Genomic DNA, 16,611 nt, shown 5'->3' with positions numbered 1-16,611 from the left:
GACGTTGCGTCCTGACTAATCGTTTGATTTAAACTGACCTGTAGGAGCGTTGTAAGATCCAAGCTTTGTATAAGGCAGTCAGCTTGTGTGTGAAAATTCCATATATTGGTTTCATTTTGGCAATCTCGGGAGAAATACAGATTAAATAACCTGATAAGACTCTATCTAAAAGCTTGGATGTCATGAGTAGGATTAAAAATTAAACTATAGTGCATCCGATGCCTCCGCCCTGGGACCTGGATCAGTTTGAGTTGATGCATCTTTACGTTCGGTTGAACCATTGCCTGGGGTCGAGCCATGAGTGGGTGTAGTGGGGGAAGAAATCATTATGTTAATCCTAATAGTGCAAGAACAGTATTTAATAGCATCGATTGTTGCGGAAATTAATAACAATGACGTTAGGTGAGATAACAAAAGCAGTTAGCCAAACAAAACATATATTATGACTCAATTATTCAGATTCATTTGGCGACTGCTCCAGTGCACTATCTAAGTCTCAAGCTCTGGCAATCGCTTTCTGAGTAATAGCCCCAGTTCTGAAATCTCCTGTCGAATTTCTTTGATTTGGGTTTCGACACTCTCCAATCGGTTATTGATTCCCCCCAGCCACTTATTGTTATGATCCAGTCGCTCATTGCTCTCTTCCAGCTGTTCCTTTGCTTCTTCGAGCCGCTCGGTACTATCACTGAGTCGATCATTGGTTTCATTCAAGCGCTCATAGGTTTCATCCACTCGTTCATGAGTGCCGTCCACCAGTTTGTTGGTTTCATCAAGTCGGGTGTTGATGGTTTCAAGATGCTCACTCATATCGTCCAGCATTTTATGGGAGCCATCCATCATTTCTGAAGTATGTTCAAAGCCTGATAGCGTTGAGTGTGCCAGATTGGAAATATCTTCTTTAACACTGGTGACTTCGGTCTGAATACCAGACATATTGACTTTAACGCCAATAATTTCATGCTGATTTTTCAGGGCAATATGCTTGATATCCGCCATAGCCCTAGCCAGGCCATGAATAGTGTTGTAAAGAGATTCGTGCTGCTTTTCCAGCCTCTCTACCCGTGTTTCTAGCGACATACAGCTACCTGTCATTTTGTTGTGATTTAAGCCTTTTATTCAGACGTTGTTTTTATTATGAAAACTTATTTACGAGCGTTGTATTCTGACTGCATGATCAGCATAGCAGAGGTCTGGTAAAGCACTGTGTTTTTATCAGGAAGAGAGATAGGCGCCTCATATTGACCTTGTGTCGAAAAACTATCACTGCAGTATGGATAAAGTGTTTTATTTCGCGCATCAACGGCGATAGATTTTAATCACCTAAAGTGAATACAAAAGAAACCATTGAATTTATCGGATAGCAAACAGGGAAAGACCATGGACGGCTCTTCAAGTGTTGGTAGTTCAACGACAACTTCTACAGTATTACCTCATGGACTGAATGAAGATCGACTCTCTGCGCTCAGGGCCGCTGGTTATAATGATGCCCAGATCGAAGCACTTTTATCCCTGTCCGATCCGGATGATGAAGGGAATTCCCTGACACCTACTCACTTCTATTCTGCCAATCGGGCTGCACTGCAGGCTCTGGCATATTCTGAAGATAGTGACGCCACGAATGTGGCTTATGTTCAGGCGCCTGTCGCACTGATGCAGGAAGTGAGTGACCCTACAAACTGGAAGGGTGATCGTTATATAGGCCCGGCTGCCGAGACCGTTAATCGCTACCTGACGGAAACGCCTGTGGAGTCTTCAAGGTTAACACTGGAGGCGCTGGCATTTGCGGTGCTGACTGCCAGAGCGGACATTGTTCAGGAGCAGTTGGAGCAGCAAATCAATGTGGTCAACCAGAGGAATGATACATTACGGCAAGCAACGTCATATATTGTAGAGGCCAGAGGGTTAAGAGATGCAGCGCCTAGTAATATGCCAGTTGCGATGAATGAGTTCTGGACTAACCTTGGCTTAACCGTTGTTGGCACCAACCCTCTCTCTGAAGATGATTGGAATCAGAACATAAGGCTGTTCAACTCTCAGGCAGAATCACTCACCAGCCAATCGCAGCTGGAAACCACCCAAATTCAACAAACTATCGCCAAATACAATCAGTCATTTGAGATGCTCAGTAACTTTACCAATAAGTATTTCCAGTCGCTGACAGCAGCCACTCAGAACTTGCGATAAGAAATATTCTCATATTGCAGTATGAACCTATTCCATTCCACCCGGTCAGGCGTAAAATTCCTGCTTCCGGGTGTCGATGATTTCATTTAGTTAGCGCTTATCCATCTTCCTGAAAGGCACCCCCACGAAAAGACCACTGTAAGGCACTGAGCAAAACTCAATGTTTGATGAGGAGCAATGAGTAAGGCACGTTGCCTTGTTGTATGTGTGGTGATTGAGGAGTAAAGATGTTGGATTTGTCCACCCGGTACCTGGGACTAACCTTTAAAAATCCGCTGATTGCATCAGCAAGCCCTTTAACGTCCACTGTGAAAAGTGTGCAGCGTCTTGAGCGTGCGGGGATCGGGGCGGTGGTTCTTCCATCGTTGTTTGAAGAACAGTGCCTCAACGATGCTGCTCCTCAACAGTATCTGGACATGCTCCAGAAGACAAAAGCATCTGTAGAGATTCCTGTGATCGCCAGTATGAATGGTTACACTGAGGGCGACTGGCTAGCTTCAGCTGTTCAACTGGAAAAGGCTGGAGCGGATGCAATAGAGCTGAATATCTATTACAACCCACCATCTTTCGATGTATCTAGCCAACAGGTTGAGCAGGTTTATCTTGATATTCTTCATCGGGTGAAGAGCGAAGTTACCGTGCCAGTGTCGTTGAAGGTGGACCCCTTCTTCAGTGCGTTTGGCAATATGGCTCGTCAGTTTGATGAAATCGGTGTGGATGGTCTGGTGATTTTCAATCGAATGATTCAACCGGACTTTAATCTGAATACCATGCAGTTGGAAACCAGCTGGCCGATCAGTAAGGCCGGTGATATTGGTGCACCGTTGAAGTGGGTCAGTTCACTTCACGGTCGAGTTAATGTATCTCTCGCGGCAAGCTCTGGTGCCTTCGATCACGAAGACATTATCAAATATTTGCTGGCTGGTGCTGACACGGTGATGTTGGCATCTGCTCTGATTCGTAATGGTGCTGATTATGTTTCAGTGTTATTGAAAGGCATCAATGTCTGGATGAAGCAACGGGATTTTGCCAGCCTGAACGATATGCGTGGTCTGATGTCTCAAAAAGAAATTCAGAATCCAGAGGCTTTTGAACGGGCGAATTATATTCGTGCTGTTGATGGTGTTGTTTAAGTAAAGGTTTGTTTCAATAATACAGGGGCGTTGTTTTGACACGCCCTTTTTGATCTACGCAAATATCGACAGCGATATTCAGCACAGTGGCAATTTCACAGTGAAGTCTAAATTTATTCATCAAATTAATCGTACATTGCCAAGCAAGTAGTTGTTATAACCTTCCGTAGAACCTGACAGGAATATAGCCATTATCATCTGGCTGCCCCAGCAATTGGAAAAGCCGTTTGGTGCTTTTGGGGAGTGAAGCATCAGGTAATACATTACCGACGAACGTATAATTTCGCTGGATATTCATTTTGAAATTACCTTCACTTTTCAACATGGCTGATCGTTGTTGAATATTTGCAACTATTTCATGATTTTTACAGCTGAACTCAGCAGTTGAATTCCCCAAATCAAAGCGCCCCAATACACCAATAAACTGACTTTCTTTGAACACTCCATTGCCGCTGAATTCAGTGCAGCCCTGTTTGGTCAATACCAGTTTATTCAGCTGAATAGTTACGTTTCCAGTCACTTGTCCGGGAATCTGGTTGCCCATCCTATTGATAATCCATTGGGCCGAGGTAGTCACAACCGTAGTGTTCAGTTCAAGACTGTTCTGTGTCGCGACAATATTGCCGCTGGCTTCTAGTGGCAGGGTTGCACTACCTATTTGCAGATTGATGTATAACTCGCCTTTCAGCAAGGCTTGAGGATTTAACTGCCAGCGAACGTCTGGAAAAGTAACTATTCCCTTGCCCGAGCTGACTGACATTGTTTCTGCAGATCCTGACCATATCGATCCGCTAATACCTGAAAATTGTATGGGAAGCTGGCTACTTTTTACTAAGTGCCATGCTGTGACTGCAGGAAAAGTCACGAGAAGAAAGCCAATATAACTGAACAGAGCGACGCTCAGCACTAGGAGGCTGTCGGACTTGAAAGTAAAAACCGGAGATGGGCCGCAATAAAGTCAAAAATCACAGAATCCAGTCTGGAAGTGCTGTTTATGTCGTCAGTCTCTTTTGCCCAAATATCCAAATGCATGCGACAAATAACCTGTAAGCTGAAATAAACTGCATAAAAATGATACTTTCCTGAAGATCTTTCAGCATCAGCGTAAACATCCGCTTCAGGTTAAAACCCATGCACAGAAGATCCCATTCAGCAGACACTGCTTCAAGACCACGGACCAGAAATTGACGGTATCCCATCACTTCCTTCTGTATCCCAAACGTTGGCTCAATGGTGCTTTTTCTCAATGCATACACCGCCCGTCCTTCCCGGGTTTGCAATCGCCAACGCATCAACTCCAGTGCGGTAACATCATCGCCTGCGGGCATCGGCTCATCGGGCTTAAAGCGCTCCAGTAAAGGTTTGTTATGGGCATCCTTCTTTTCTGCAATGTAAGGGATAGCTCCAAACTTATCCACAGCAGACACATTGCCCTGACTGAAGTAGCCCGTGTCGGCAAGAATCGCGCTGGGCTTGCCAATCTGCTCTGCACGAGAGGCCAGTTCTTCGAGGGCAGGCGCTACCTGTTGTTTGTCATTGGTCGCCTGAGTAATATGATTTTCAACAATAAGACCACTGTCGTTATCTACTGCGGCCTGCGCATTATAAGCCTGTACAAAACCGTTAGCAGACGTTGGCATTATGCGAGACTCCGGATCTGTCAGGTTGACTTGATCTTTGTCCCTGGGACCCGGCGTAGGGGCTTTCGGTTCTTTGCCCCGTGGCTTTTTTCCCGTATCTCTGATCGCATCACGACGGGCAACTTTGTCCTGGAATTCTGCCAGCTCTTGCTGATAACGTTCTTCAGCTCGTCGCTCAATTTCAGCTTTGGCATCGGCAATCACCTTGAGGCGATCTTCCCTGCGTTTCAGCTCATCAGGAATGGATAATTCGTCTGGCAATTTTTCAGTATCTGCTTTTTCAGCCATCCTGAGGAGCTCTTCAACTTCTGCCTTGAGCTGCTTTTCGAGCTTGCATGCGTGCTTGTAACTGAGCGCCTTGTGTTTGCTGGCATTGGCCTTCATCTTGGTTCCATCGAGGCTGATGGTTCCCAGCTTCAACCATTCTGCCTGTTGCGCAATCAACAATATCTGAACAAAAAGTTCACTAATTTCTTTACGGAAGCGCTGGCGAAAGGTGTTGATACTGTCGTGATCCGGATGCTCGTTGGCGCAGATATATCGAAAGGCGATGGAGTCATAAGTTGCTTTCTCCAGTTTGCGACTGGAGAAGACACCTGTTGCATATCCATAGAACAATAACGACAGCATGAGGGATGGATGCCAGGCTTTAGAACCCCTTCCTTTATAGGCGCTGATCAAAGGTGTGAGGTCTAGCTGCTCAACCACCTCTACAACAAAGCGAGCAAGATGCACCTCTGGCAGATAATCCTGAACAGTGGCAGGAAAAAAGTCAGGGATGTCTCGGTCAATGGGTCTGAAAGTCCATTTGTTCATTGGCTGGCTGTCTTTTACGATCTTGCGGGTATTATACTCAAAAGTTGTTCTAAGTCCGACAGGCTCCTAGCAGCCACTTATTAAACTTTCTGACCATGATAAGGGTCAACCCCGCTCAAGCTGCAGTCGTCGTACTTCTACAAAGCCTGTCGTGTCAGTAGATTCCAGCTGGATATTTTTAACCCGAACGCCATGATTCTGTTCTAGTGTGACTAACCAGCTCATCACACTGTCAAAACGACTATGATGCAGACTCACTTCGAGTATCTCTCCCCGGTTTTGAACTTTCTGAATGGATAGTTTGTATTGTCTGGCGATTTGCTGAACGGCCTGATCCATAGGCATATTATCAGTGGGTGTAATGGATACACCTGCTGACCGAAGTTTTTCAATCTGAGCAGCCTGCAGCCTCACCTTTTGTAATTGTATTTCACTGCCCATCTGTTTTTTTTCAGCAAGAGAACGTCGTTCAGCCATGGGCGTAATCAAGCCCTGCCAGATTATCCACAGAAAAAGAATAATGACACCAGCTGAAGTAATGAACTGTTCTCTTGTGGGTAACTGTTTCCAATGCTGTAACCCAGAAGATGACCATTGTCTTACAGTATGTGGCCACGGGATCATGATAATTCTCCTGAAATAACGACAATGCCTGTTACTTCATTTCCGGTACGTTCCAGAGCTTCAATAGCCATTGTCAGCTCATCACCATTCACAGATTGCTCAAAGGTATCTCTGAGCTGGTTAAATCGCTGGAAATCCCTGGCACTGGCTTGAATACGTATACTCTGTTGCTTCCCATCAGGGCTGATAGAAAAGCTCATGGAATTTGCCTTAACGTCCGGGAATGTCATCAGTAATGGTGTTATCTGCGCTAACATCGTCAACATAGTGTCCGATGAATTTTCTGGCTGCTGTAAAGCGTCCAGTTTTTGTTGCATCTGAGAAGTTAATTTCACAATGCGCTCACCAGGAAATAGACGGCTATAAACGTCTTTGGCCTGCTGTTGGTTAAACTCAGCCTGCTGCTCCAGTTGAAAAGTGTTCATTAACGAGTTGGTCGTCATCAAAGCCAGTAGCACACAGGCAGCCAGTGTTGTTGATAACCAAGGGCGGAAAGACAGCTTCCAGTGGGATGCGGGTTGCCAATCGCCCTGAAGCAGGTTGAAGGAGGATGAGTTAGCCTGTGGTGCAAGAGGGAAAAGTGGTGAGGTAGGGTTCGGTGGAAGATGATTGACCTTCAGGCCTTCTTTTTTTTGTTTAAGCCCGTCCAGAAAGAGCTCCAGCCATTTTGAATCGCAGGCAGCTGCTTGCCATTGACCATGACGAGAGATGATAACGTCATCCAATTCAAATAATGAGCACTGACCTTCAATAAACGGCAGAGTCAGTCCATCCGGTAACCACTGTTCAGAAACTACACCGGCGGCAGTGATCCACTTCTGCCACAGATTCATATCGCTTTTACTGATGGCAGCCAAATGCGCTTGATGGTCTACATGATCAAGTAGTGCAACGTGCAGGTTATCCACATCTTCACTAAATTCTTCTTCAAGGCGCCACTTCAGGGATTTACGCACAGCAGGCGTCAAACGCCCCTGCACATCAAGGCTGTGAAGAGTCACTCTGGCCGATGGCACAAGAATCACAGTGTTCATGGACGACAGTAGTCCATTGGTGGTGACAACATCGGCAAAGTGACTAATAAAATCATTAACACAGAGCCATGAGCCGCTGGCAACTCGCTGCTGATTGTTATTGTCTTCTTTCAACGGTTCCTGATAATAAACCAGCCAGTAAACCGGCTGACTTATGTCTTCCGGTAACCGAATCAGTAACTGAGCACTCATTATACGCCCCCAAATTTACGGCGAATGACCGTGAGTTTATTGTCTTTTGAGCGAGCCAGCAGGCTTTTCAGCCTAACCTCGCTGTCGCCGTAATTAGCAGTTGCACTCATTTCAAAAAAATAACTGTTAATGGATAACCGTTCATTGATACCTGAGTTATTGAAGTTTGCCAGCAGAGGCTGGCTAGTAAATTCTGCGATCTGCGCCCAACCATTCCGTGGTCGTCTTTCCAAAATAGTTCGGGCATGTTCTACAGGCAGTTGATCAATATAAACCGCTGCCAGCAGCTCAGGCTGTTCGGGTGATAGTGTGTTGATATTGATTGCAAGTTCACTACCGGGCAGTGCACAAAGGTAAGGGATGACTTTTTGTGCAACGGAACTGGAAACTCCTGCCACTGCTCGCCACTCACTGATATCCCGCATTTGGGTTTTACCGGATAAATACGGCATTGGCAGTGTAAGATAATCCTGGTCCGTCGCCCCCCGCCTGAATTCTTCACTACTGACCCAGTTGCGTGTTGCCAGTGTAATTTGTTCTGCTTGTATAGGCGGCAGTGTCAGGTGTTCCAGTAAAGCAGTAAAAACCTGTCCTTCGATGGTCAGCTTTGATGCGCCATTATTGACAGAAGAGTTGGCAGCGGGTTTTGCCAATACATTGATATTAAAGCAGGACTGGGCATCTTTCAGATAACCGGATATCTGTCCGCCTTCCACGGGAAAAGCGACATTGGCAGTCGCCCAGCTTTGGCCGAGATGAGTGGTTTCAGGGTCGTCTTTAAACGTCTGTTTCAGGGTTTTTATGGCAAGCTGTTCACCAGAAAATGAATACCATTGCGCTTGTTTTTTCTGTTGTAAAGCGTCAGTTCTGATCATTTGCGTTCGGAAAGATCGTGTCAGTTCATGGGAAAGCATGATCAAAAGACTCAAGATCAATAAAATACTCAGAAGCGCAATACCTGTTTGTCGTTTGCTCTTACACTTCATGATGCAGCTCCCCAGGAATCTGGAAGAAGATAACTGCGTTGAATACGACCAAGATCATTCATTTCAAATTCAATAGAGATACCTTCCGGTAACCCTGATTCAGGCGGCAGTGATTCCTGCCAGACACCACCGATAAAAAAACGAAACTGGAGAGAGTGAATGCCTTCCAGTAGTACTTGTGTGACTGGCTCTTCATTGATGGATGACGCATCCAGAACGTAATGATATTGCCGCTCAAGGCGGCCTTCCTGCAGTCGGTAAAATACTCGTTGCAGCTCTGGTCTTGGTAGTCTCTGCTCCGGGTTGTGCCAGCCAAATCGTACCAGCGCGAGCGCTTCATCATCGCTGTTTAACATTTGTGAATCACTGAACAGACTCTGCCCAGTGAACTGACCATCAACTCGTGCTCCACGGTCAGCCAGTTGCTTAAGATCCTGATCAATGAGTAGCAGTGCATACTGAAGTTGTCGTAGACGTTCATTTTTTGTCAGAACAACGTCGTGCGCAGTTAATACACCATGGAACATTTGCCAGGCACTAAGACTGATCACACTAAAGATGGCGATCGCTGCCAGCATTTCCAGTAATGTGAATCCATTGCTTGCTAAAAGTCGTGTTGATCGGCTCAACGGTGTCATCCCTGTTTAACCATATAGCTTCTTAGTACTGTGATAACTTGGGCGCTCTCTTTTTGTTCCGAGCGAACTTCCACATCAATGGCCCGGAAATCGTCACTGCTGGTTTTTACACTGCGGTAACGAGTGAACCATCGTTGTCCTGCCACTTCATGCTCTCCGCGTTGCCAGTTTAGGCTGGGCCATTTTTTTTGAAGATGGAGCTCGGTCATCTGATTATCAGCGACCAGCTGTGCCAGTATTTTTTGTTCAAGAATCGGTGTGTTACGGAGAGTTTCCCCGCTTAGAGACAGCGCAGACATTCCTGCGATGGCAAGTAGTGCAAGAGCCAGTAATACTTCAAGCAATGTGAAACCGTTAACTCTGAGAGCAGTGGCTTTCATCACAAGGCTGCCTCTGTCGTATTCATTGAACCAGATTCGTTTAGCGAAATGGACAGTGATCTTTTTGAGTTATCCACAGACGAAAAGGTAACCTCGGCAGGAGAGGTTTCACCGTAGGACCAGAAGTAGATATCCGGAGAGGTTGCGAATGCTTCCTCATTGTCAGATGGGGAATCATCAAACTGGAAGCCATAATCGTTTTCCATTTCGATGGTTTCTTGCCAGATAGGCTCACCGGGCAAGATGGTCATCTGAAAGGCATCACTCAATTGCACAGCTGATAATAAGAGCCTTTGCTTAATAGGTTGCCATTGCCCTTGTTGATAAGTCAGAAATTGATAGCCCTCTGGTGTTTTTTGAATACCCGTATCATGGCCCGTGAGAAGAGCCTGCTCTTGAGCAAGTTGAGCCAATGCAATAAATTTTTGTGCTTCATTCTGCATTTTACGACTACTATCTTTTGGTATCAGGGATGGCAACACAATTGCAGTAACAAGGCCGAGCAGAAACATAACCAGCATGATTTCAAGCAGAGTGAAAGCACGTTGATGGTTATGGCTGTAAGATGGCTCTTGATGGGTGGTTAGCATGTAATGGTCAGCTATCCAAATTCCAGTTTCCCGTATCGTCATCGGTACCCACCTGACCATCAGGCCCTGCCGAAAATACATCCACAGGCCCGTGCTCTCCCGGGCTGAGCATCAAATACTCATTACCCCATGGGTCTTTTGGTAAACGACGAATGTAGCCAGTATCCTTGTAGGCTTTTGGTTCAGGGCGGCCTGAGGGTTTGCTGACCAATGCATCAAGCCCTTGTTGTGTGCTGGGATAGGTATTATTTTCCAGCTTATACATATCCAGAGCGTTCTCTAAAACGACGATGTCGTTAACCGCTTTTTGCTGATCGGCCTTATCTTTATTGCCAATCACATTGGGGGCTACCAAACTGGCTAACACACCGAGAATGACAATAACGACCATGATCTCCAGTAATGTAAAGCCTGCTTCATGAGGATGTTTATTCTTCTTTTTCATTGCAGTTTCCTGTCAATCTTAGCTGGCAATCAGAGAGTTCAAATCCAGCATGGGTGTTAAAATGGCCATAACGATAAACAGTACGACACCTGCCATCGTTACGATTAACAGCGGGCCAAAAATGCCCAACGCTATATTCACTTGGGATTCAAACTGTTGATCCTGATTATCTGCTGCGCGGGCGAGCATGTTGGTCAGTTCGCCAGACTTTTCACCGCTGGCGATGATGTACAGCATCATTGGGGAGAAAAGCTCTGTTTGTTCAAGGGATTGCCAGAGTGTTGATCCTTCTTTCACTCGTTCCGCCGCTTTTAGCAGAGAGTCCTGCATATACTGGTTCGATAATACATTTGAGGCGATACCCATACCTTCCAACAGAGGAACGGTACTGCTGGTAAGAATACTGAGCGTTCTGGCGAACCTTGCACTGTCGACACCACTCAGTACGCCACCTAATATTGGTAACTTCAAAAACAAACGATCATTCATTAACCGAAGAGAGCGACTGCGTTTCAGTATTTGTTGTCGTATAACCAAGGCTATAAGAAGAATTCCGGTAATCCACAGGCCGAAAGAGCGGACAAAGTCGCTGATACTGATGAGCGCTTGAGTCATGGCTGGTAGCTGTTCCCCCATATGGGAAAATTGTTCAACCACTGTAGGAACGACAGTGGTCAACAAAGCTGCCACTACAGCAATCGCGACTACAGTTAGAATGACGGGGTAAATCATTGCCTGAATCAGCTGACTTTTGATTTTCTGTCGATGCTCTGTGAAGTCAGCAAGTCTTTCCAGAACGTGATCAAGGTGCCCTGATTTTTCACCAGCGGCCACCATGGCTCGATATAAACGGTCAAACGTTTTTGGGTAACTGCCAAGGCTGTCTGCGAGAGTTTGGCCTTCGAGAATTTTTGAGCGTACAGTCGTAATAATGGTTTTAAGGTGTGGTTTTCTGACTTGTTTGATGAGTGCGTTTAAACATTCTTCCAAAGGAATGCCGGCAGCAACCAGTGTTGCCAGCTGTCGAGTTAACAAAGCTACTTCCGCATTGTTTGCCTGTTTCTGTAATATAGGAAGTCTGCTTTTTGGTGCTCCTTCAGAACTGGCGGTTGTTGTCCTGACTTTGTGAGAAGCTTCTATAACACTGACGGCATTGAGTCCAGAAACTCTGAGCTTCTGTCTTACCTGACGGGGAGTATCAGCTTCCATTACCCCTTTATTCTTTTTCCCTTTTGCATCCAGGGCTTCATAGGTATATACGCTCATCGTTTAATACCTGCTTACTCTCTAGTGACTCGCATCACTTCTTCAAGCGTAGTGATGCCATTGAGAATTTTTTGAAAACCGTCACTTTGCATACTGTCTATCGAATGACGTATTTCCTGTTTGATTGACTGTTCACCAGCGCCATCGTGAATCAGCCGTCTAGCTGTATCGTTCACCAGAAAGAGTTCGTGGATGCCTGTTCTTCCGCGATAACCGGTATGGTGACATTCCTCACAACCGGTTGCGTGCCATAAACTTTGATCTGTCTTAAGCCCCATTACGCTCATTTCCAGATTACTGGCCGGTCTTTGTTCACGGCATTCTGGGCAAAGTACTCGCACCAGACGCTGAGCAAGTACGCCCAATAAACTTGATGACAATAGAAAAGGTTCAACCCCCATATCTCGCAAGCGTGTGACTGCACCGATAGCGGTATTAGTATGAAGTGTACTGAGCACAAGGTGGCCGGTTAGAGATGCTTGAATAGCGATCTCTGCGGTTTCCAAATCTCGAATTTCACCGATCATAACCACATCAGGATCCTGTCGTAGAATTGCCCTGAGTCCCCTGGCAAAAGTCATATCTACTTTTGGATTTACCTGTGTCTGACCAATGCCTTCCAGATCGTATTCCACAGGGTCTTCCACCGTCAGAATATTACGCTCACGGTTATTAATGGTGCTGAGGCCTGCATAAAGTGTGGTGCTTTTACCGGAACCGGTTGGTCCGGTAACCAGAATAATGCCATGAGGCTTTCGCAGTAGTTGTTGGAATTGATCATTAAGGCCTTCCTCCATGCCAAGATGAGCAAGATCCAGTTGAACGCTGTTTCGGTCGAGCAGGCGCAGTACAATTCGCTCACCGTGTCGGGATGGCAATGTTGATACGCGAACATCAACCGCACGACCCCCAATGCGCAGAGATATACGACCATCCTGAGGTACCCGTTTTTCGGCGATATCCAGTTTCGCCATAACCTTCACTCGGGAAACCAGTACTGCGGCCAGTTTGCGTTGAGGCCGAAGGATTTCGCGCAGTACGCCATCAACACGGAAACGAACCGTCAGATTCTTTTCAAAGGTTTCTATATGAATATCAGAAGCCCCTTCCTTGATGGCTTCTCCGAGCATGGCATTAATCAGGCGAATGATCGGGGCACCGTCATCGGCTTCCAGAAGATCTTCATCTTCTGGCAATTCCTCGGCAAGTGCCTGAAGTCCTTCATCATTACCGATGTCGTTCATCAGTTGCCGGGCTGCTGAAGAATCTTTCTGATAGTGTTCAGCCAGTCGCTTTTCAAAGTCATCGTCGGAAAGGTGGCTTAGAGATAGTGGTTTACCAACGAGCCTGCGTACTTCAATTAATGCGGAGTTTTCTGGCTTATCTTTGAAAAAAAGTTGTGGGTTATTTTGATTGTCAAACGACAGTAGAAGATTAAATCGACGGGCAAAAGAAAATGGCAGTGCTTTATTAACATGGCTATCCAGTGATGTATTGGTATCCTGAACCCGTTTCTCAATGAGTATATCTTCTGACTGTGTAACAGCCTGTTGGGGTGCCCTTTCGTTTTGAGGTGTTTGACGTGATAGTGCTGAAGTATCTGGCATCATCGTTCCCCGTGAAGCTGGCGAATTGATGTTGCTGAAACTTTAAATTCAGTATCACTGACTGGCTTATTCTTGGCAGGCTTGCCTTTAGTGCTTTCTGATTGTCGCCTAAGCTCTTCAAGGAGTTGATGGGCTGTTGGTTGTTCGGGGAGAACCGGGGTATCGAAGCCGGGCATCAGTGAGATCCCCTGATTTTTTTTATCCAGCTGATGGGCGCGAATCAGATCATACTTTTGACCGCTGATAGCATTCATTACCAGATCGTCTCGAATGATCGTAGGACGAAGAAAGATCATCAGATTTTTCTTAACCTTCTTACTGGATGTTGATCGAAATAGATGACCAAGAATGGGAATATCACCAAGCAAGGGGACCTTTGAAACACTTTCCTGAACGTTCTCATCCAACAAACCACCGATCACAACCGTATCCCCTGTCTTTACCATGACAGAGGTATTCACTTTTCGTGTGGAGAACGTTACGTCAACCGGTGTACGACCATTAATGCTGGAGACTTCCTGCTCAATCGTCAGCTTGACCGCATCACCGGCATTTATCTGAGGAGTGACTTTTAACTTAACGCCAACCTCTTTTCTTTCAATGGTCTGGAAAGGGTTGTCATTGTCTGAGCTGGCTGTCGAACCTGTGAGCGTTGGAACTTCGTCACCGACAATGAACGACGCTTCTTCATTATCCATGGTGAGCAGGCTGGGAGTCGCGAGCACATTAGATTCACTTGACGTGGTGACCGCCTGAAGCAGAGCAGTCCAATCACCGGAAGTGATGCTAAATGCGGCCCCTGAGACTTTGGCAAGAGCAGAGGCTAGTGCAGTGTAGTCGCCGGGCTTATCAGGGTTAACTGTTTTTGCACCAGTGCTATCAATGACAGTGGTCCCTTTTTCATCTTTGGCTTCTTTCATACCCACCAGAAGCTCGCCAATGGGCACGCTGGAACCGTCTTGAAACTGCATGAGGCTACTGCCATCGTTACTGGCCAGTTGAAAGGAAAGATTGATGCCATCGCCATCGGCTACTTCGACAATGATGGCCTCGACCATAACCTGTGCTCGTCGTATATCCAGTTGCTGGATAACAGATTCCATCGCTTGCATAACATCAGGGCGGGCTGTGACGATCAGGGCGTTAGTCTGTTCATGCGTCTCGATGCCGTAGTCTGTGCCAGCCGCACTCTGTCCACTCTTCCCTGTAGCAATCAGCATTTTACCCACGCCATCCAGCACTTTTTTAAGATCATCGGCTTTGGCGTAATGCAGATAGAAGACTTTAATATTGCCACTGGATTTACGCTCTGAATCCATCTGAATTAACAGAGTTTTCATTCGATGCAGGGTTTGAGCATCGGCTGAGAGAATGATCTGATTACTGCTTTCATTACTGACAATGACTGGCGGCAGCCCACTGGGTTTCTGACCCTGAGAGACGTAAACCGCCATAAGAATTCTTTCCATCTCACTGGCGGATGCATGATGAAGCTGAATAATCTGAACACTGCGCATACCAGCCTGATCGACACGACGGACAACTTCAGCAATACGCTCAAGGTTATTGGCGCGACCACTAAGAATCAGAATATTTGATGGGTCATAATGAACGACACTGCCTGAGCTATTTACCAGCTGGCGGAGAATTGGAGAAAGTTCCCGCACCGGAACGTGGCTGACAGGCAATACCCAGGTGACGACTTCATCTCCACCATAGGGCGCCTGGTCTTCCAACTTTTTACCGGCCACAACGGGAATAGACGATGTGCGGGCATTTTTGTCAGGAATGATTTTTACCAGGCCACTGTCATCTTCAATGGCAGCGAAGCCATGGACCGATAAAACAGAAAGAAACATCTGATAATACTGCCGTTGATTCAACTGCTCATAAGCACGAATCGTGACTTCACCACGAACTGCCGGATCAACGATGATGGTCTTGTTCAGGTTGGTGCTGACGGTGTTAATAAACTCTTTTATCTCCGCTTTCTCAAAGCTGGCTGAATAAAGAGCACTATTTGCAGTCACTAATACTGGAAAGGTCAAAAGTAGAAATAGGAACGTTGCGCTCAGCAGCTTTCCGGTACTATCAGGAAGACAAATCAATTTCAAAACGCTGACCATCCCTTTCAATTGTTAGTGATATCTGTTGCAGTGATGAAAGTTGCCCGATAACTTTCATGGCCTCATTGTTGTCTGTTAAGTCAAAGCCATTGATCGCAATTGCCATGTCATTGGGTTTCAACCCAAGCTCAGAAAAGTACTGAGGATATTTTGCCGGATTAATTCGGTATCCCTGAAGTTTCCCATCTCTCCGTATAGGCGATATGGTGACAATTTCAGACCAGGACTCTGGTTTTTCCTGAAGCTGAGTTTTTAGATCCGAAATGTTTTTGGATGATTTTTTAATGTGGGTGGCTGTTACTGTGTTGTTGGTTGCAATTTTTTTAGAGGCTTCTTCTGGGTACATCAACAGTGATTCATATCGTACACCGTTTTGAATGATGACCCGATCAGAGTAAATAGCATCTACTGTCGCTTGCGTACCTTTAAGGGTATCTCCCTTTCGATAGGTTAAATCAGATGAGCCAGAACGAATGATCGCGAGAGAACCTTCAGGGTTGCTACTGAAAACCAGTCCGGTTATTCGCGCTGCAATTCGAGAGACCGGTATATCTTTTGGCACTGATTTTTTTACAGGTATAGGAGGTTGGCCAAAAAGTTGAAGGCTCTTCAGTTGGTGCAGGTCGCTTTGATCAGGAATCGTTACCGTCTTGTTTTGCTGTAAGTCTTGCTGCAATTCCGCAGGTGTTGAGTTGGCATCTGACATCAGTAGCCAAGTGATTTGAGCGGATTCTCTGGCAATCAGCAAGATCAGGATTAGCAGGAAAAAGTACTTTAGATAGATGATATTAATGCGTCGAAAAAACGACTTCCGACTGGTAAAAATATGTCCATTACTGCTGGTTTTATTATTGTTGTATATCACAGCTTGCCCTATATCCTGGTAAACGTCTTGGGCTTGATGTCCATTTAACCATCATAAAAACCTGTCTAACAAGATGGTGAACACA

At 46.0% G+C, this 16,611-nt stretch carries 15 protein-coding genes and 1 pseudogene; 2 read left to right on the top strand and 14 right to left on the bottom strand.

Annotation, left to right across the window (positions count from 1 at the left end):
* Positions 1 to 489: 489 nt before the first annotated feature.
* Positions 490 to 1,077, bottom strand: coding sequence for a coiled-coil domain-containing protein (locus AKL11_RS04000; protein ID WP_067515281.1), 588 nt, complete (start codon positions 1,075 to 1,077; stop codon positions 490 to 492).
* Positions 1,078 to 1,377: 300 nt separating this feature from the next.
* On the opposite strand from AKL11_RS04000, the gene AKL11_RS03995 reads away from it, so the two are divergent.
* On the top strand, positions 1,378 to 2,184 hold the full coding sequence (locus AKL11_RS03995; RefSeq protein WP_067515280.1) for a hypothetical protein: 807 nt from the start codon (positions 1,378 to 1,380) through the stop codon (positions 2,182 to 2,184).
* Between the two features lie 227 nt (positions 2,185 to 2,411).
* A complete protein-coding gene (locus AKL11_RS03990; RefSeq protein ID WP_067515279.1) occupies positions 2,412 to 3,317 on the top strand; it encodes a dihydroorotate dehydrogenase-like protein in 906 nt (301 codons plus the stop codon).
* Between the two features lie 154 nt (positions 3,318 to 3,471).
* Here the strand turns inward: AKL11_RS03990 and AKL11_RS03985 are convergent, their stop codons facing one another.
* From AKL11_RS03985 to gspC, 13 genes and pseudogenes are all read right to left on the bottom strand, one after another.
* Positions 3,472 to 4,182 carry a type II secretion system protein N gene (locus AKL11_RS03985; RefSeq protein ID WP_157673394.1) on the bottom strand — a complete coding sequence of 237 codons (711 nt, stop codon included), beginning with the start codon at positions 4,180 to 4,182 and terminating at the stop codon, positions 3,472 to 3,474.
* 235 nt (positions 4,183 to 4,417) lie between these two features.
* A pseudogene (locus tag AKL11_RS03980) lies at positions 4,418 to 5,773 on the bottom strand (IS1182 family transposase); the annotation flags it as partial.
* Positions 5,774 to 5,878: 105 nt separating this feature from the next.
* Complete coding sequence (locus tag AKL11_RS03975) at positions 5,879 to 6,397, bottom strand: type II secretion system protein M (protein ID WP_067515277.1); 519 nt, start codon at positions 6,395 to 6,397, stop codon at positions 5,879 to 5,881.
* Positions 6,394 to 7,623 carry a type II secretion system protein GspL gene (gene gspL / locus AKL11_RS03970; protein WP_067515276.1) on the bottom strand — a complete coding sequence of 410 codons (1,230 nt, stop codon included), beginning with the start codon at positions 7,621 to 7,623 and terminating at the stop codon, positions 6,394 to 6,396. Before gspL ends, AKL11_RS03975 begins: the two co-directional genes overlap by 4 nt.
* Entirely contained in the window at positions 7,623 to 8,609 is a 987-nt protein-coding gene (gene gspK / locus AKL11_RS03965; RefSeq protein WP_095210147.1) for a type II secretion system minor pseudopilin GspK, read from the bottom strand. The genes gspL and gspK overlap by 1 nt, the downstream gene beginning before the upstream one ends.
* Positions 8,606 to 9,238, bottom strand: coding sequence for a type II secretion system minor pseudopilin GspJ (gene gspJ, locus AKL11_RS03960; protein WP_157673393.1), 633 nt, complete (start codon positions 9,236 to 9,238; stop codon positions 8,606 to 8,608). Before gspJ ends, gspK begins: the two co-directional genes overlap by 4 nt.
* A gap of 5 nt (positions 9,239 to 9,243) precedes the next feature.
* On the bottom strand, positions 9,244 to 9,627 hold the full coding sequence (gspI, locus tag AKL11_RS03955) for a type II secretion system minor pseudopilin GspI (RefSeq protein WP_067515274.1): 384 nt from the start codon (positions 9,625 to 9,627) through the stop codon (positions 9,244 to 9,246).
* The gene (gene gspH, locus AKL11_RS03950; RefSeq protein ID WP_172807634.1) at positions 9,627 to 10,259 is read right to left on the bottom strand and encodes a type II secretion system minor pseudopilin GspH; all 633 of its coding nucleotides are present in this window, start codon (positions 10,257 to 10,259) and stop codon (positions 9,627 to 9,629) included. Before gspH ends, gspI begins: the two co-directional genes overlap by 1 nt.
* Complete coding sequence (gene gspG, locus AKL11_RS03945) at positions 10,225 to 10,662, bottom strand: type II secretion system major pseudopilin GspG (protein ID WP_067515272.1); 438 nt, start codon at positions 10,660 to 10,662, stop codon at positions 10,225 to 10,227. The genes gspH and gspG overlap by 35 nt, the downstream gene beginning before the upstream one ends.
* A gap of 18 nt (positions 10,663 to 10,680) precedes the next feature.
* Positions 10,681 to 11,928 (bottom strand): type II secretion system inner membrane protein GspF, encoded by a 1,248-nt coding sequence (gspF, locus tag AKL11_RS03940; RefSeq protein WP_067515271.1) that lies wholly within the window; start codon positions 11,926 to 11,928, stop codon positions 10,681 to 10,683.
* 14 nt (positions 11,929 to 11,942) lie between these two features.
* Positions 11,943 to 13,538, bottom strand: coding sequence for a type II secretion system ATPase GspE (gene gspE, locus AKL11_RS03935; protein WP_253705164.1), 1,596 nt, complete (start codon positions 13,536 to 13,538; stop codon positions 11,943 to 11,945).
* Positions 13,535 to 15,565, bottom strand: coding sequence for a type II secretion system secretin GspD (gene gspD / locus AKL11_RS03930; protein ID WP_253705163.1), 2,031 nt, complete (start codon positions 15,563 to 15,565; stop codon positions 13,535 to 13,537). Before gspD ends, gspE begins: the two co-directional genes overlap by 4 nt.
* A 61-nt stretch (positions 15,566 to 15,626) precedes the next feature.
* Positions 15,627 to 16,526, bottom strand: a complete 900-nt coding sequence (gene gspC / locus AKL11_RS03925) for a type II secretion system protein GspC (RefSeq protein ID WP_067515270.1) — start codon at positions 16,524 to 16,526, stop codon at positions 15,627 to 15,629.
* Positions 16,527 to 16,611: the final 85 nt, after the last annotated feature.

This window comes from Endozoicomonas ascidiicola, from assembly GCF_001646945.1.
In the GTDB taxonomy this organism is placed as follows: Bacteria; Pseudomonadota; Gammaproteobacteria; order Pseudomonadales; family Endozoicomonadaceae; genus Endozoicomonas; species Endozoicomonas ascidiicola.
Note: the sequence above shows the minus strand (reverse complement) of the source record. Positions and strands in the feature narration are given on the sequence as shown.

Coding starts and splice junctions, on each gene's coding strand:
- AKL11_RS04000 (WP_067515281.1), bottom strand. CDS start 1,077: ATGTCGCTAGAAACACGGGTAGAGAGGCTGGAAAAGCAGCACGAATCT.
- AKL11_RS03995 (WP_067515280.1), top strand. CDS start 1,378: ATGGACGGCTCTTCAAGTGTTGGTAGTTCAACGACAACTTCTACAGTA.
- AKL11_RS03990 (WP_067515279.1), top strand. CDS start 2,412: ATGTTGGATTTGTCCACCCGGTACCTGGGACTAACCTTTAAAAATCCG.
- AKL11_RS03975 (WP_067515277.1), bottom strand. CDS start 6,397: ATGATCCCGTGGCCACATACTGTAAGACAATGGTCATCTTCTGGGTTA.
- gspL (WP_067515276.1), bottom strand. CDS start 7,623: ATGAGTGCTCAGTTACTGATTCGGTTACCGGAAGACATAAGTCAGCCG.
- gspK (WP_095210147.1), bottom strand. CDS start 8,609: ATGAAGTGTAAGAGCAAACGACAAACAGGTATTGCGCTTCTGAGTATT.
- gspI (WP_067515274.1), bottom strand. CDS start 9,627: ATGAAAGCCACTGCTCTCAGAGTTAACGGTTTCACATTGCTTGAAGTA.
- gspH (WP_172807634.1), bottom strand. CDS start 10,259: ATGACGATACGGGAAACTGGAATTTGGATAGCTGACCATTACATGCTA.
- gspG (WP_067515272.1), bottom strand. CDS start 10,662: ATGAAAAAGAAGAATAAACATCCTCATGAAGCAGGCTTTACATTACTG.
- gspF (WP_067515271.1), bottom strand. CDS start 11,928: ATGAGCGTATATACCTATGAAGCCCTGGATGCAAAAGGGAAAAAGAAT.
- gspE (WP_253705164.1), bottom strand. CDS start 13,538: ATGATGCCAGATACTTCAGCACTATCACGTCAAACACCTCAAAACGAA.